This is a genomic window from Pseudomonas sp. MDT1-16, assembly GCF_054898115.1.
In genome coordinates, this window is sequence record NZ_CM142717.1 from 3,419,085 (window position 1) to 3,434,283 (window position 15,199).

A 15,199-nucleotide genomic window follows, 5' to 3' on the forward strand; every position below is an offset into this window, starting at 1 on the left:
TCTGCTCGCGGCAATCCAGGGTTTGGAGCGCTGCACATTGCGATCAACGAGAACAAGGACGTCGCCCATGAAATTGGTTTCCATCAGCGAAAGCAGCCTGCCAGCACAGATCTGGAACAGCGCCCCACAACTGGACAACATTCCTGTCATCAGCACTCAGACCCTGGTTCCCGCCGGCGCTCGCGCTGTGGTGATAGCCCCGCATCCCGGCGATGAAGTCGTGACCTGCGGCGGCCTGCTGCAGTTACTCAGCTCCCTGGGTCATCCTCTGCAATTGATCTCGATTACCGACGGCAGCGCCAGCCATCCGGGCTCGCAACAGTGGTCGGAGAAACGCTTGAGCGTGTTCCGCCCCCAGGAAAGCCTCGAAGCCTTGCGCCGGCTCGGGTTGCCGATGCACAGCCTGAAGTGGATTCGCGGCGGCTTCACCGACAACGCCCTGGCCGAACGGGAGTTTCAATTAACTCAATTCATTGCCCGTTATTTACGCCCCGGGGATGTGGTGTTCAGCACCTGGTGCAAGGATGGCAATGTCGACCATGAAGCCGTCGGCCGGGCCAGCGTCAAGGCCGCGGCCATGGTCGGCGCGTCGTTCAACGAAGTACCGGTCTGGGCCTGGCACTGGCCAACTCGTGAACGAGGGCTCATCCCGTGGCATCGTGCGCGCAAGGTGCGCCTGGATACCTGGACCGTCGCGCGTAAAAGCCACGCCACCCACGCCTACGCCAGCCAGCTCGACGGCGAACCGGCCATCGGCCTCGCCCCACTGCTGCCCCCGGTGCTTCTGGAGCGGATGCGGTTGCCTTATGAAATTGTCTTCGTCTGACATAGCCCTGTAGCAGCTGTCGAGCTTGCGAGGCTGCGTTCGGCTGCGCAGCAGTCGTCATCCAGAACATGCAGTTCGCCTGACACACCGCATTGCCGGGTCTTACGACTGCTGCGCAGCCGAACGCAGCCTCGCAAGCTCGACAGCTGCTACAGCTTTCAGTGAACGGTTATTACGACGAATCGCGCTGAACTGCCCGCCCCCGTATCAGTCGCATACATAAGCAGCCCTGATTCAGAGGAGTGAACGTGACCAGTGATTCCAAGTGGCAGGCCGTCGAATCATCTCCATTGAACACGCCCCCGGCGATTGATCGACTGAGAGTGCTGACAGTCAACACCCACAAGGGCTTTACCGCACTTAACCGACGTTTCATTCTCCCGGAACTGCGTGAAGCGGTACGCAGCACGTCGGCGGATCTGGTGTTCCTGCAGGAAGTCGTCGGTGAACACGACCGCCATTCCTCTCGCTACAACGAGTGGCCGCAGACCTCACAGTACGAGTTTCTGGCCGACAGTATGTGGAGCGACTTCGCCTACGGTCGCAACGCGGTCTACCCCAACGGCCACCACGGCAATGCCCTGTTATCGAAATACCCGATCCGCGAACACCGTAACCTAGACGTCTCGATCACCGGCCCCGAACGTCGCGGCCTGCTGCATTGCGTACTGGACGTACCGGGCCACACCGAAGTCCATGCGATCTGCGTTCACTTGAGTCTGCTGGAAATCCATCGCCAACTGCAGCTCGAGCTACTTTGCCAACTGCTCGAATCGTTACCCGACGATGCGCCAGTGATTATCGCCGGCGACTTCAACGACTGGCAGCTGCAAGGCAACACAGCCCTCGCCCGACGTGACTACCTGCATGAAGCCTTCGAGCGTCACCACGGTCGCCCGGCGAAAACCTATCCAGCACGCTTTCCGCTGCTGCGCCTGGATCGGATCTATCTGCGCAATGCCAGCAGTCATGAGCCGCGAATACTGGGGCACAAGCCGTGGACGCACCTGTCGGATCATTTGCCGTTGGCGGTGGAAGTACACCTCTGAAGTACTTTTTTCGACAGACCACTCGTCAGCAACGCCACCCCGGGCGAAAAACACGTCTACACCTTAAGCAGCTGAAGGAGCAGTTGATTCAACTCGTTAGGATGCAGGTCTCACGCAGTTTATGAACTTCACTTGATGGCTTGATTGAAGATCCGGCGAACGATTCAAGGATGATTTCCCGAAAAATTCGGTAGGGATACACTATGAATCGTTACGCCCGATTGCTGCAGGCATTGCCGCAGATACTCGCTGTACCCACTTCGTTGCTGATGTTCGTCAGCCCTCCCGTTTCCGCCGCTTGCACCTTGATCGCAGGGCCCGGAAACGATGCATTCACCTGTGACAGCGGCACCAGCGCTGCACTCACGGACCTGTCGGGCAATAACAGCCTGACCTTCCCCGCCAGCGGCACTGGCCGTATCAATGGCAACGTGACGTTCGGCGCGGGCAGCGACACCGTCGAGATGAATTCCGGCACACTCGCCGGCGCACTGGACCAAGGAGCCGGCGCCGACCGCCTGCTTATCACAGGCGGGTTGATTACCGGCGCCGTCAGCCAGGGCAATGGAATCGATGATTTTGTGATGACTGGCGGCACTATTCAGTCCCTCGCTCAAGGCGACAATCGCGATACCTTTCTGATGACCGGCGGTACCATCGTCGGCGCCTTCGAGGATGGTGACGTCGCCCGCATGATGGGCGGGACCATCGGCCGGGTCGACATGAAACTCGACAACAATATTTTTAACCTGTCGGGCGGCCAGATCCAGGGCAATCTGGTCACCGGTTTCGGTACCGACACCATTACCGTTTCTGGCGGACGGATTGGCGGCAACATCAGCGTCAGCGGCGGCAACGACAGCATTACCGTGACGGGCGGCGAAATCATGGGCGAGATCCGCGCCAGTACCGGCAATGACACGCTGGTCTGGGACGGTGGCGGCATCATCCGCTCGGCGATCCTGTTGGCCGAAGGCAACGACCGTGTGACCCTGCGCAATCTGAGCGAAAGCACCCTCGCCCTGACCCCGGGCATCGACGGCGGCAGTGGCAACGATGTGCTGATTTTCGATCATGTCAGCTCAGCCACCCCTGCCCGCTATATCAACTGGGAGACGGTCAATCTGAACAATGGTTCGCAACTGGACCTCGCCGGAAACTTTATTCTGGGCGACGCCGCCAGCGGCACCGGGGTGTTCTCTATTGATAGCAGCAGTACACTGACATCTGCCCAAGGCAGCATCACGCCCGCTGTGGCGGGCCAATTTGCGACCTTGAACAACGCCGGGGTGATCGACCTGAGCAGCGGCAATACCCGCACCAATGACACCCTGACCGTGCAAGGCAATTACGCGGGCAACGGCGGCCAGTTGCTGTTGCAGAGCGTGGTGGGAGACGACAACTCGCCCAGCGACAAACTGGTGGTGAACGATGGGACATTGACTGGTAGCACATTGATCACGGTCACCAATCTGGGCGGAACCGGCGGGTTGACGCAGCAGAACGGTATTGAGTTGGTGCAGGCTCAAGGCACTGCTGTCAGCACCCCCGATGCGTTTGCGCTCAAAGGTCCGATATCTGCGGGTGCCTTCGATTACTACCTGTTCAAGGGTGGCGTTACCGCAGGCAGCGAAAACAGTTGGTATTTGCGCTCTGCCGTTGTGGCCCCCGCGACCGTCACCCTCCCAAACCCGGATCCGGCCTTGCCACCGATTGTCGTCCCGGTCGTCGCATCGCCAGTGGCCGCACTCGCTCCCGCCGGCAGTCCACCGTTACCGGTTTTACCGGCAGCCGTACCGGGCGCATCACCGATTCCGCTGTACCGCCCCGAGGTCCCGACCTGGTCGGTACTGCCACCCGCTGCCGCGCAACTGACCCTGAATGCACTCGGCACTTTCCATGATCGCCAAGGCGATCAGCGCCTGCTCAACGAAACCGGGGCCTTTGGCGCTGGCTGGGGCCGGGTCTACGGCAAGAACGTCGATCAGACCTGGGCCGGCACCGTAACGCCAAGGCTCGACGGTTCGCTCAGCGGTTTCCAGGTGGGTAACGATGTGTACAGCTCACAGACTTCCAATGGACAGACCCAGCGCATTGGTTTTTTTGTCGGGCATACGCGTTTGCAGGGTGATGTCGACGGTTTCAACCAAGGCTTTGAAGACAAGCGCGCTGGCAAAGTGGAACTTGAAGGCGACAGTTATGGCTTGTACTGGACGTTGACCGATCCCAAGGGCTGGTACGTCGACACCGTCATCATGGGCACCCGGCTCGACGGTGACAGCCACTCCGAACGCGGCCTCAAACTGGATAACCGAGGCCACGCCTTGACTGTTTCGGCGGAAACCGGCTATCCGATTCAAGTGACGGGCAACTGGGTGGTTGAACCCCAGGCGCAGGTCATCCATCAAAAAGTCTCGCTGGACAGCCAGGACGACGGCATTTCCCACGTCTCATTCGACTCCGACGGTGCCTGGACCGGTCGCCTCGGCGCTCGACTCAAAGGCCACTACCAAGTCAGTGGACGACCACTGGAACCTTATATACGAGCCAATCTGTGGCACACCCTTTCCGGGACCGACTCGGTAACGTTCGACGGCGCGGACCGGATCGATACCGAGCAAAAATCGTCATCGGCCGACCTCGGTGTCGGCGTTGTGCTTAGCCTCGCGAAAACCGTGAGCGTGTATGGCGGAGTCGGCTACACCAGTAATATCGACAGTAATCAGCGGCGCGGAACGGCTGCAAATGTCGGTGTCAGGGTGAGTTGGTAGACCGGTAGCCCACTATCAAAACCGCTCTGGAACGCGGTTTTTTTGACGATTTTTCGAACAAACAAGAACTTAGATGTATGGCGTAAATCAGTCACTTGCGAGTCTTAAAAAACACATACCATTTATCGGCCATTTTCTTGACGCGATGTCAAGGGTCTTCTTAGCTACACGTTACTACCCCCGGAAATACACCAGGGGCAAACCCCAAGACACCCGCAAAATCGGGTGGTCAGTGGATTGCCCCACTACATTCGGTCGCCCCTCATTCGGGGTAGGAGAGACGCCAGAGCGAGATACGGCATGCGATTGCAAGGTAGACCCCCATGAGAATTTCATTCACTCAACAAGAGATCAAAGTCACTTTTTGCACTGTCTCGAGTTCACTCCTTCTGTGCTCATCCATGGAAGTACAGGCAGGACCGGCAGAGGATGAAACCACGTCCTGGTACCGCCAGGATGTTCCGGTCATGACCTTGCCCGCCGTCACGATCACCGCCCCCTACCCCGGCCATTTCAGCGCCGCCTCCGATACACGAAGTTCACGCTTGACCATCGAAGAGGTCGCACCTTTGGCCTGGGATCAGGTGTATGGGCAGGCTTCGCGGCAGGCGCAAACCGATGTTCTGGCTCAGGGATTTGCTATCCCTGGCAGTAGCGAATTCAAAGGTCCGGCGATCCTGACCCTGCAAAGCGGTAGCGGTCATACCCAGCGGGTCGGACTGGTCGGCGGCATGACTCAGTTACAAGGCAACAACAACGGGCTGCTGACCAGTCGTGCCCTCGCCGACCCCGCCAATGACACCCTCAACCTCGAAGGCCAGAGCCTCGGCGCCTACTGGAGCCTGATCGGGCCCCAAGGCTGGCACGTGGATTTGACGGCCAGCGGCGGTCGGGTAAACGGCTATACCCGCAATGACCAGGGCGCCCGACTGGCGACCGAGGGCAGCGCGGTGACGCTGTCGGTGGAAGGTGGTTTCCCCATTGGTCTGAGCGATAACTGGGTAGTTGAACCTCAGGCGCAGTTGATCAATCAACGCATTACCCTGGACACCCCCTATGCAGGGTCAGGCAATGCCTCGTCCAGCGAGCTGACGTCCTGGAGCGGTCGGGTCGGTGCACGGTTGAAAGGGAGTTACGACATCAACGGCCTGGGGGTCGAACCCTATGTTCGAACCAACTTGTGGCACACGGTGTACACCGGCAACACCGTGAACCTCGATCAGGTCGAGAAGATCAGCAGCAGCCGCTATTCATCGACCGTCGAAGTGGGCTTGGGCTTGGTGGCCAGAGTGACACCTGCCGTGAGTCTTTACGTCAGCGCCGACTACAGCAGTGCGGTGGATGAAAATGATTTGAACGGGTTGATCGGCAGCTTGGGTGTGCGGATGCGCTGGTGAAGATCCGGCTTGAAGAAATGTTTTATCAGGGCTGATGCCATCGCGAGCAAGCGCGCGATTGGCCTCACCCCCCATCTGACTACCCCTCACCGCCACAAATGCCGCATTTGAGTTTTCCTTGCAAAGACCGCCTGAAAGAAATGAATAATTGTTCACCCTGTGGTGTTCACTTCTCATCGCCCATGAGAATTGCCCATGAACAACCCAAGCCTGAACTCGCCGACACGTTACGACCGCACCGATTACGCGTATCGTCTGGCCAGCGGCTACGCCACGCGTAAACTGGGGCGAACCGACGAAGGCATCGGCTATTACCTGCAATCGGTCAAACTCGACCCGCACTACGCGCAGGTTCGCGAATACCTCGGCGAAGCTTATGTCATCAAAGGTCGACTGGATCTGGCGCAGGAACAGTTGCAGCAGATCAAATCCATCTGCGGCAACACCTGCGAGGAATACCAGGACCTTGCCGAAGCCATCAACGATTCATCGAAAACCTGACACACCGAGCAGACGGAGGTCGCCATCGCCAGCGATCAGGCAATACGGGCAGAACTGGGCCAGCATCTGGCGCGACTATGGCGCTACGGCCTGCTGTTGTCCCGGCAACGGCATGTCGCCGAAGACCTGGTGCAGGCGACCTGCGTGCGGGCACTTGAGCGTGCCGGGCAGTTTGTCCCGGGCACCCGTATGGACCGCTGGTTGCTGAGTATTCTGCATTCGATCTGGCTCAACGAAGTTCGCGCCCGAAGGGTGCGTCATGGACAAGGGCTGGTGGATGCCGACCACGCCTTATCGTTCGACGGCGAATACGCGGCGCAAACCCATGTCCTCGCGGCTCAGTTGATCCGGCGTGTGGATGCCTTGCCCGAAACCCAGCGGGAAACGGTGTTTCTCGCCTACGTCGAGGGCTTGTCTTACCGCGAAGTGGCCGAAGTGCTGGACGTGCCCATCGGCACTGTCATGAGTCGCCTGGCCACTGCACGCGCGAAACTGGCCGAGTACCCGCCCTTGCACACCGTGCCGAACCCTTCCACTGGAGAACGTCGATGAACGACCACGTACGCCCGACGACACCCTCGGATGAGCAACTGGTGGCCTACCTCGACGACCAGCTCGACACCGAACAGCGCACCCGCATCGACACAGCTATCGCCGAGGACCCGACGCTCAACCTGCGCCTGCAATGGCTGGCCCGCAGCAGCCTGCCGTTCAAGGAGGCCTACGATGAATTGGGGCGACAGGCGCCCATGGATCGTTTGCAGTCCATGCTCGACACCTTGCCTTCGCCCGAACGCCCAACCATGAATCGGCGTTGGTTCCTAGCGGCGGCCGCTGGCCTGGTGGTGAGTGGCGTGGTGGCAGATCGGCTATTCCTCGGTTGGCAGGTGAGTCAGCAAAATAACAACTGGCGCGGGTTGGTGGCCGACTACATGTCACTTTACGTGCCGCAAACCCTGGACCACTTGCCCAGTGACGAAGCCGCTCAGCGGGCGCAACTTCGGACCATCGATGCGCGTCTGGGCCTGAACCTTGTACCGGCGCAACTGACCTTGCCACGGTCCGAGTTCAAGCGCGCGCAAATTCTCGAGTACGACGGCGTCGCCATTGCCCAGATCACCTATCTGGACCCGGCGCACGGCCCCATGGCGCTGTGCGTCACCCGCTCCAACAGCGGCAGCCGGCATTTCGCCCAGGAGCGTCGGCACGGGATGAACATTGTCTATTGGGCTGACATGGAACATGCCTGGATGCTGATCGGGCATAACCCGGCGGCGGAATTGGAGGACATGGCGAAATTGCTGAGACGTCGGCTGAGCGCGTGAGCGGAAGGTTTCGATCGCTCCCACGCTCCAGCGTGGGAATGCATCAAGTGATGCCTAGGCGTCAGGTAGGGGCCGGCAACCACAACCGAAACCGTGCGCCGCCCAGCGGCGATGCGTCAACGGTCAGCGTACCGCCCTGAGCCTCCAGCGCCCGCCGACTGATCGCCAACCCCAGGCCAAACCCGCCAGTCGCCCGATCCCGACTGCGATCCAGCCGATAGAACGGTTCGAAAATCCGCTCCCGCTCCTCATCCGGAATACCGATCCCATCGTCTTCGACCCAGATCTCACATCGCTTCGAGCACACCCGCACACCAATCTGAATGCGTTTTCCGCAGTAGCGCATCGCATTGCGCAGCAGGTTCTGGAGTGCGCGGGCAGTCAGGCGTGGGTCGAGACTGAAGCGTTCGAGCTGGCCGTGGAGCAGCACGTCGATGACGATGTCTGGCGACTCCAATTCTTCATCGACACTCCCCAGAATGCTGTCGATGAACTCATCCAGCGACACTTCGACCTGCTCTGGCAGCCGTGCCGGGTTTTGCAGACGGCTGTAGGACAACAGTTCCAGCACCAGTTCGTCCAGCTCGCGAATGTGCGCGACCAGACCTTGCAGACGCTCGCGACTGGCGGCGGGCAAATCGTCGGACAGCGCCAGCGCCAGGCCGAAATCCAGTCGTGTCAGGGGCGTGCGCAGTTCGTGAGAGACGGCATTGAGCAGGTCGCGTTGCTGGTTGAGCAGGTTTTCGATGTCGCCGGCCATGGTGTCGAAGACATTGGCCAGGCTGCCGATGTTGGAGCTTTGGGAAATCTGTGTACGCTCGCTCAAATGCCCCTTGCCGAAACGTTCAGCCGTACCTTTGAGGCGTTCCAGATCACGCCAGTGCGGGCGCAGCCACAGCAACAGGCAGGCGAGCATGGTCGCGCCGATCAGAACGTTGATGCTCCAGTACAACAGGCTGACGTCCATCGGGTCCGGCGGCACGACCATCTCCACCACCGTCTGCCCGTTCAGCGGCGACACCGCCAGGGTGCGCCAGCCCCAGTCGCCTATTCGCACGACATTCTCGCCACGCTGCAAACGTTGCCGTTCATCAGGGGTGAAATCGGCATCGTCGTAACCGGTCAAGACAATGTGCAGCGGCTGGAATTCCTCGTCCATCTCAGCGGCCAGTGCAGGCCATTGTTCCGGGGGCACGGCATGAAACTGTTTGACGATGAGGGTTTGCAACCCGCGGGAGTAATCGAGGTTGTAGGTGACAAAGCGCTCGTGGAAGACCTTGATCACCAGATCCGGCACCAGGTAGATCGCCGCGCTGAACGAGACGATGGTCACCAGGTAGAGGCGAAACAGGATTCTGAACATGACGTCAGCATTCCCACTCGGAACGGCTGAACAGGTAACCCTTGCCCCACACGGTCTTGATCTTGCGCGCCTCGCCGGCGTGGTCGTCAAACTTGCGCCGCAGCTTGGAAATCGCCACGTCCACCGAGCGGTCGGTGCCATTGAATTCGATTCCGCGCAGGCGTTGCAGAATCTGGTCGCGACTCAGCACTTCGCCGGCATGCCGAGCCAGCACCACCAGCAGGTTGTACTCGCCGCTGGACAGCTCGACCAATTGCTCGCGCCAGGTCACGGTGCGCTCGGAAAGGTCGATGCACAGATTGCCCATCAGAATGCGGTCGTTGGCCGTCTGTGGTTCAGCAAGGCTGCTGCGCCGCAGCAAGGTCCGCACCCGGGCCAGCAACACGCGCGGTTCGCAGGGTTTGGTGACGTAGTCGTCAGCGCCCATTTCCAGGCCTAGCACCTGATCGTGACTGTCATCGCGGGCGGTGAGCATCAGAATCGGCAGCGTTGCCGAATCGGCGCGCAGCAAGCGGCAGACTTGCAGGCCGTCGAGCCCCGGCAGCATCAGGTCGAGGATTACCAGGTCCGGCGGATTGACCCGCGCACGTTCGCGCACAGGGTCGCCACGGCTAATCACGCTGACCGAATAGCCGTTGCGTTCCAGATAGCTGGCGATCAGTTCGGAGAGCGCGGTGTCGTCTTCGACCAGGAGAATGTTGGGCATGGGTGTTTCCAGAAGGTGCTGTCGCAAAGTCATCAAGCCGCCAAGGATATACGCCCTCACCCATGCCTGAGTAAAACCCTTACACAATTTCACACAGCGCCTACAAAGCTTCACCGCTACCCTCGTCGCCTCCCCGTAGGATGCCGGGGGTCATTATTGGGGTGTTTACATGTCAAAGAATCTGCTTGCCAGGCTCAGCCTGATTGCACTGGCGCTGACGCTGAGCGCTTGTGACAAGTCCTCCATTGCTGAAGAACAGGCGCCTCTGGCCACGGTTCGCATAGAAACCCTCTCAGCCCGGCCCCTGTCGATCACCAGCGAACTGAGCGGGCGGATTGCTGCGCCACGGATTGCCGAAGTCCGCGCCCGGGTTGCCGGCGTGGTGTTGCAGCGGGCCTTCCGTGAAGGCAGCGATGTGAAAAAAGGCGATGTGCTGTTCCGTATCGACCCGGCGCCGTTCAAGGCAGACCTGGACAGCGCTGAAGCGGCGTTGCGCAAGGCCGAGGCCAATGCGTTCCAGGCACGCTTGCAACAGCAGCGTTACGCGCAGTTGATCGAAGGCAACGCCGTTAGCGGCCAGGACTATGACAACGCCCGGGCCAGCGCCCGGCAAACCGCTGCCGATGTAGCCGCGAACAAAGCCGCCGTGGAGCGGGCGAAACTCAACCTCGGTTACGCCACCGTCACAGCACCGATTTCCGGACGCATCGGCCGCGCACTGGTGACTGAAGGCGCACTGGTCGGGCAGAACGAAACCACACCACTGGCGTTGATTCAGCAGCTGAACCCGATTCATGCCGACCTTACCCAATCGACCCGCGAACTCAACGACCTGCGCCGGGCGTTCCGTTCCGGCCAGTTGCAGCAGGTCGGTCAGGACCAGGCCAAAGCCACGCTGATCCAGGACGACGGCAGTCTCTATCCGTTGCCCGGCAAGTTGCTGTTCGCCGACATCACCGTTGACCCGGGCACCGGTCAGATCATCCTGCGCAGCGAATTCCCCAACCCGGACCTCGACTTGCTGCCGGGCAGCTTCGTTCGCGTGCGTCTGGAGCAGGCGGTCAATCAGCACGGCATCAGCGTGCCGCAACGGGCCATCCAGCGTGACAGCGCCGGTATCGCCCACGTGTTGTTGCTCGACGCCGAACAGCGGGTCGGCCAGCAACCGGTTGAACTGGGCGCCGTGCAGAACGATCGCTGGATCGTCACCGGCGGCCTCAAGCCCGGTGATCGCATCGTCACTGAAGGCCTGCAGCACGCCCGTCCCGGCGAACTGGTGCAGATCGACGACACCCCTCTTCCACTTGCCCAGGCTTCTGGTCAGTAAGCAGGACGCTTATTTATGCCGCAGTTCTTTATCGACCGTCCGGTGTTCGCCTGGGTGGTTGCCCTGTTCATCCTGTTGGCCGGCGCCCTGGCCATTCCACAGTTGCCGGTGGCGCAATACCCCAACGTCGCGCCGCCGAAAGTCGAAATCTACGCCGTGTATCCCGGTGCCTCGGCGCAGACCGTGGACGAAAGCGTGGTCAGCCTGATCGAGGAGGAACTCAACGGCGCTGACCACCTGCTGTATTTCGAATCCCAGAGCAGCCTCGGCAGCGCCATCATCACCGCGACGTTTCAGCCGGGCACTGACCCGGAAATGGCTCAGGTCGATGTACAAAACCGCCTGAAGGTGGTCGAGTCGCGCCTGCCTCAAGCGGTGACGCAGCAGGGTTTGCAGGTAGAAAAAGTCTCCGCCGGTTTCCTGCTGCTGATCACCCTTACGTCCAGCGACGGCAAGCTCGACGACGTGGCGCTCAGCGATTACCTGGCGCGCAACGTGATGAACGAGATCAAGCGTCTGGACGGCGTCGGCAAAGCGCAGTTGTACGGTGCCGAGCGGGCAATGCGGATCTGGATCGACCCGCAGAAGCTGATCGGTTTCAACCTGACCCCAGCCGACGTCAACGCCGCCATCGTCGCCCAGAACGCACAAGTCTCGGCGGGTAGCATCGGCGACCTGCCGACCCGCACCACCCAGGAAATCACTGCGACCCTTCTGGTCAAAGGTCAGCTGTCGACCCCTGAAGAGTTCGCTGACATCGTGTTGAAAGCCAATCCCGACGGCTCTACCGTGCGCATCGGCGATGTAGCGCGAGTCGAAATCGGCAGTCAGGAATATCAGTTCTCCACCCGCTTGAACGGTAAACCGTCGACCGCCGTCAGCGTGCAGTTGGCGCCGGGCGCCAATGCTTTGAGCACCGCGACCCTGGTGCGGGCAAAGATGGACGAACTGGCGCGCTACTTCCCGGCAGGCGTCGAGTACAAGATCCCGTACGACACCTCGCCCTTCGTCAAAGTCTCGATCACCAAGGTGGTTTACACCCTCGGCGAGGCGATGTTGCTGGTGTTTGCGGTGATGTTCCTGTTCCTGCAAAACATCCGCTACACGCTGATCCCAACCCTGGTGGTGCCGGTGGCGCTGATGGGCACCTTTGCGACCATGTTGGCGCTGGGGTTCTCGATCAACGTGCTGACCATGTTCGGCATGGTGCTGGCGATCGGCATCCTGGTGGATGACGCGATAGTGGTGGTGGAAAACGTCGAGCGGATCATGGCCACCGAGGGCCTGTCGCCCAAGGAGGCGACGCGCAAGGCGATGAAGCAGATTACCGGCGCGATCATCGGCATCACGCTGGTGCTGGTCGCGGTGTTCATTCCGATGGCGTTCATGCAGGGTTCGGTCGGGGTAATCTACCGGCAGTTCTCGCTGTCCATGGCCACCTCGATTTTGTTCTCGGCGTTCCTCGCCCTGACCTTGACCCCGGCGTTGTGCGCGACGCTGCTCAAGCCGATTGCCCAGGGCGAGCATCACGAGAAACGTGGGTTCTTTGGCTGGTTCAACCGGCGTTTCGAGCAACTGACCGCGCGTTATCAGGGCTGGGTCGCCTATGCGTTGAAACGCACGGGCCGTTACCTGTTGATCTACGGCGTGCTGCTGATCGGATTGGGCGTGTGCTTCAGTCGCCTGCCCTCCTCGTTTTTGCCGGTAGAGGATCAGGGCTACACCATCACTGATATCCAATTGCCACCGGGTGCGAGCAAGAACCGCACGGTGCAGGTGGTCGAGCAGATCGAAGCCCACAACGCCACTGAACCCGGCGTTGGCGACAGCACGGTGATTCTCGGCTTCAGTTTCTCCGGTAGCGGGCAGAACGCCGCGTTGGCGTTTACCACGCTCAAAGACTGGTCTGATCGGGGCAGCGACGACTCGGCGAGTTCGATTGCAGACCGCGCCAACATCGCGTTGAGCCAGATCAAGGACGCCGTGGCCTTTGCGGTTCTGCCGCCACCGGTGGATGGCCTCGGCACGTCCAGCGGTTTCGAATTCCGCTTGCAGGACCGTGGCGGCCTTGGCCATGCCACGTTGATGCAGGCGCGCAGCGAGTTGCTGGCAGCCGCCGAGAAAAGCCCAATCCTGATGAACGTGCGCGAAAGCGCCCTGGCTGATGCGCCGCAGGTGCAGCTGGAAGTCGACCGCAAACAGGCCAACGCGCTGGGCGTGTCCTTTGCCGACATCGGTAACGTGCTGTCCACGGCCGTCGGTTCGGCCTATATCAACGACTTCCCCAATCAGGGACGGATGCAGCGGGTGGTGGTTCAGGCTGAAGGCGATCAGCGCAGTCAGGTCGCCGATCTGCTGAAGATTCACGTGCGCAACAACACCGGGAAAATGGTGCCGCTGTCGGCCTTCGTCCGGGCCAAATGGACCCAGGGCCCGGCGCAATTGACTCGCTACAACGGCTACCCGGCGATCAGCATTTCCGGCGAACCGTCACCCGGTCACAGCACCGGCGAAGCCATGGCCGAAATCGAACGGCTGGTGGCGCAAGGCCCGGCGGGGTTGGGCCAGGAATGGACCGGGTTGTCATTGCAGGAACGCTTGTCAGGCAGTCAGGCGCCGATCCTGCTCGGGCTGTCGCTGTTGATCGTGTTCTTATGTCTGGCGGCGCTGTATGAGAGCTGGTCGATTCCGACCTCGGTGCTGCTGGTGGTGCCGCTCGGCGTACTCGGCGCGGTACTGGCCGTGACGCTGCGCGGGATGCCCAACGACGTGTTCTTCAAGGTCGGGCTGATTACCATCATCGGTCTGTCGGCGAAGAACGCGATCCTGATCATCGAGTTCGCCAAGAGCCTGTACGACGAAGGCCACGACTTGATCGACGCCACGCTGCAAGCCGCGCGCCTGCGGTTACGGCCGATCGTGATGACGTCGCTGGCATTCATCCTCGGCGTGGTGCCGCTGGCGATTGCCACCGGGGCCAGTTCGGCGAGCCAGCAAGCGATCGGCACCGGGGTGATTGGCGGGATGATTTCCGCGACGTTGGCGGTGCTGTTCGTGCCGGTGTTTTTTGTGGTGGTGATGAAGCTTGTGCGCAAGCGGCATAAGAAAATCTAACCCACACCACATTCGATCTCATCGGCCTCACCTTGATGGTCACAACGGACTGCGCTGGGCTAAGGTGTTTGCATACCCAGGCCCATCGAGTTCACATGCCCTTCCTCGCCCGCACCCACCCTCGCCTGTCCGCCGCTGCCACGCTCGGCGTCGCAGTAGGCATTCTGGCTCCGGCCGATTCAATCATCAGCAAAATCCTCATCGGCTGGAATGCCGGGGTCTGGACTTATCTGGTCCTGATGCTCTGGCTCACCGCGCGCGCCAAAGCGCCGGACGTGAAGCGCATTGCCGTGGTAGAGGACGAAAACGCCGGGGTGGTGCTATTCGTTGTGTGCATCGCCGCGATTGCCAGCCTGGCAACCATCACCTTCGAACTGGCCGGCAGCAAGGACCTGGAAACCACTCGCAAGCTGCTGCATTACGGTTTTACCGGGTTAACGGTGATCGGTTCGTGGCTGCTGATCGGGATGATTTTCAGCGTGCACTATGCCCGTCTGTTCTACACCTGGGACGGCAAAGATCCCGCACTGCGTTTCGCTGAAGGCCTGACAACGCCCAATTACTGGGACTTCCTGTATTTCTCGTTCAGCATCAGCGCGGCGGTACAGACGTCCGATGTCGGTGTAGCGACTCGCGATTTACGCAAGATTGTGCTGGCACAATCGTTGATCGGCTTCTTGTTCAACACGGCGATTCTCGGGCTCTCGATCAATATCGCGGCGGGGTTGTTTGGCTGATGGCAGTCGGTTAAAGATCACATCTTTGCCACCTTGTAAACTGGCATGTATGACAGTTTACAACGCAGACCTATAAGCGCTTT

General features: G+C 60.4%; 11 protein-coding genes and 1 pseudogene. 10 read left to right on the forward strand and 2 right to left on the reverse strand.

All coding sequences use genetic code 11. The features are described from left to right. The first annotated feature begins 67 nt into the window (after nt 1-67). The 7 genes and pseudogenes from ACYZT3_RS15585 (at nt 68) to ACYZT3_RS15615 (ending at nt 7,869) form a co-directional block, all read left to right on the forward strand. Nucleotides 68-826, forward strand: a complete 759-nt coding sequence (locus tag ACYZT3_RS15585) for a PIG-L deacetylase family protein (RefSeq protein WP_282378277.1) — start codon at nt 68-70, stop codon at nt 824-826. A 248-nt stretch (nt 827-1,074) separates the two neighbouring features. Beyond that, on the forward strand, nt 1,075-1,875 hold the full coding sequence (locus ACYZT3_RS15590) for an endonuclease/exonuclease/phosphatase family protein (protein ID WP_462030237.1): 801 nt from the start codon (nt 1,075-1,077) through the stop codon (nt 1,873-1,875). A gap of 203 nt (nt 1,876-2,078) precedes the next feature. Beyond that, a complete protein-coding gene (locus tag ACYZT3_RS15595; RefSeq protein WP_462030238.1) occupies nt 2,079-4,646 on the forward strand; it encodes an autotransporter family protein in 2,568 nt (855 codons plus the stop codon). A 323-nt stretch (nt 4,647-4,969) separates the two neighbouring features. Beyond that, nucleotides 4,970-6,043, forward strand: coding sequence for an autotransporter domain-containing protein (locus tag ACYZT3_RS15600; RefSeq protein ID WP_282378270.1), 1,074 nt, complete (start codon nt 4,970-4,972; stop codon nt 6,041-6,043). 231 nt (nt 6,044-6,274) lie between these two features. Then, nucleotides 6,275-6,544, forward strand: a pseudogene (locus ACYZT3_RS15605) (tetratricopeptide repeat protein); the annotation flags it as partial. Nucleotides 6,545-6,598: 54 nt separating this feature from the next. Next, nucleotides 6,599-7,096, forward strand: coding sequence for a sigma-70 family RNA polymerase sigma factor (locus ACYZT3_RS15610; protein ID WP_462032379.1), 498 nt, complete (start codon nt 6,599-6,601; stop codon nt 7,094-7,096). Further along, on the forward strand, nt 7,093-7,869 hold the full coding sequence (locus ACYZT3_RS15615; RefSeq protein ID WP_282378268.1) for an anti-sigma factor family protein: 777 nt from the start codon (nt 7,093-7,095) through the stop codon (nt 7,867-7,869). The genes ACYZT3_RS15610 and ACYZT3_RS15615 overlap by 4 nt, the downstream gene beginning before the upstream one ends. A gap of 61 nt (nt 7,870-7,930) precedes the next feature. Here ACYZT3_RS15615 and ACYZT3_RS15620 read toward each other — a convergent pair whose 3' ends face one another. Further along, complete coding sequence (locus ACYZT3_RS15620) at nt 7,931-9,232, reverse strand: ATP-binding protein (protein WP_282378266.1); 1,302 nt, start codon at nt 9,230-9,232, stop codon at nt 7,931-7,933. Nucleotides 9,233-9,236: 4 nt separating this feature from the next. After that, complete coding sequence (locus ACYZT3_RS15625; protein ID WP_282378264.1) at nt 9,237-9,938, reverse strand: response regulator; 702 nt, start codon at nt 9,936-9,938, stop codon at nt 9,237-9,239. Nucleotides 9,939-10,107: 169 nt separating this feature from the next. Here ACYZT3_RS15625 and ACYZT3_RS15630 point away from each other — a divergent pair, with 169 nt between their 5' ends. From ACYZT3_RS15630 to ACYZT3_RS15640, 3 genes are all read left to right on the forward strand, one after another. Beyond that, complete coding sequence (locus tag ACYZT3_RS15630; protein ID WP_462030239.1) at nt 10,108-11,265, forward strand: efflux RND transporter periplasmic adaptor subunit; 1,158 nt, start codon at nt 10,108-10,110, stop codon at nt 11,263-11,265. 15 nt (nt 11,266-11,280) lie between these two features. Further along, nucleotides 11,281-14,379 (forward strand): multidrug efflux RND transporter permease subunit, encoded by a 3,099-nt coding sequence (locus tag ACYZT3_RS15635; protein WP_462030240.1) that lies wholly within the window; start codon nt 11,281-11,283, stop codon nt 14,377-14,379. Nucleotides 14,380-14,474: 95 nt separating this feature from the next. After that, nucleotides 14,475-15,116, forward strand: a complete 642-nt coding sequence (locus tag ACYZT3_RS15640; protein WP_462030241.1) for a DUF1345 domain-containing protein — start codon at nt 14,475-14,477, stop codon at nt 15,114-15,116. Nucleotides 15,117-15,199: the final 83 nt, after the last annotated feature.

Coding starts and splice junctions, on each gene's coding strand:
- ACYZT3_RS15615 (WP_282378268.1), top strand. CDS start 7,093: ATGAACGACCACGTACGCCCGACGACACCCTCGGATGAGCAACTGGTG.
- ACYZT3_RS15625 (WP_282378264.1), bottom strand. CDS start 9,938: ATGCCCAACATTCTCCTGGTCGAAGACGACACCGCGCTCTCCGAACTG.
- ACYZT3_RS15595 (WP_462030238.1), top strand. CDS start 2,079: ATGAATCGTTACGCCCGATTGCTGCAGGCATTGCCGCAGATACTCGCT.
- ACYZT3_RS15630 (WP_462030239.1), top strand. CDS start 10,108: ATGTCAAAGAATCTGCTTGCCAGGCTCAGCCTGATTGCACTGGCGCTG.
- ACYZT3_RS15600 (WP_282378270.1), top strand. CDS start 4,970: ATGAGAATTTCATTCACTCAACAAGAGATCAAAGTCACTTTTTGCACT.
- ACYZT3_RS15640 (WP_462030241.1), top strand. CDS start 14,475: ATGCCCTTCCTCGCCCGCACCCACCCTCGCCTGTCCGCCGCTGCCACG.
- ACYZT3_RS15635 (WP_462030240.1), top strand. CDS start 11,281: ATGCCGCAGTTCTTTATCGACCGTCCGGTGTTCGCCTGGGTGGTTGCC.
- ACYZT3_RS15585 (WP_282378277.1), top strand. CDS start 68: ATGAAATTGGTTTCCATCAGCGAAAGCAGCCTGCCAGCACAGATCTGG.
- ACYZT3_RS15620 (WP_282378266.1), bottom strand. CDS start 9,232: ATGTTCAGAATCCTGTTTCGCCTCTACCTGGTGACCATCGTCTCGTTC.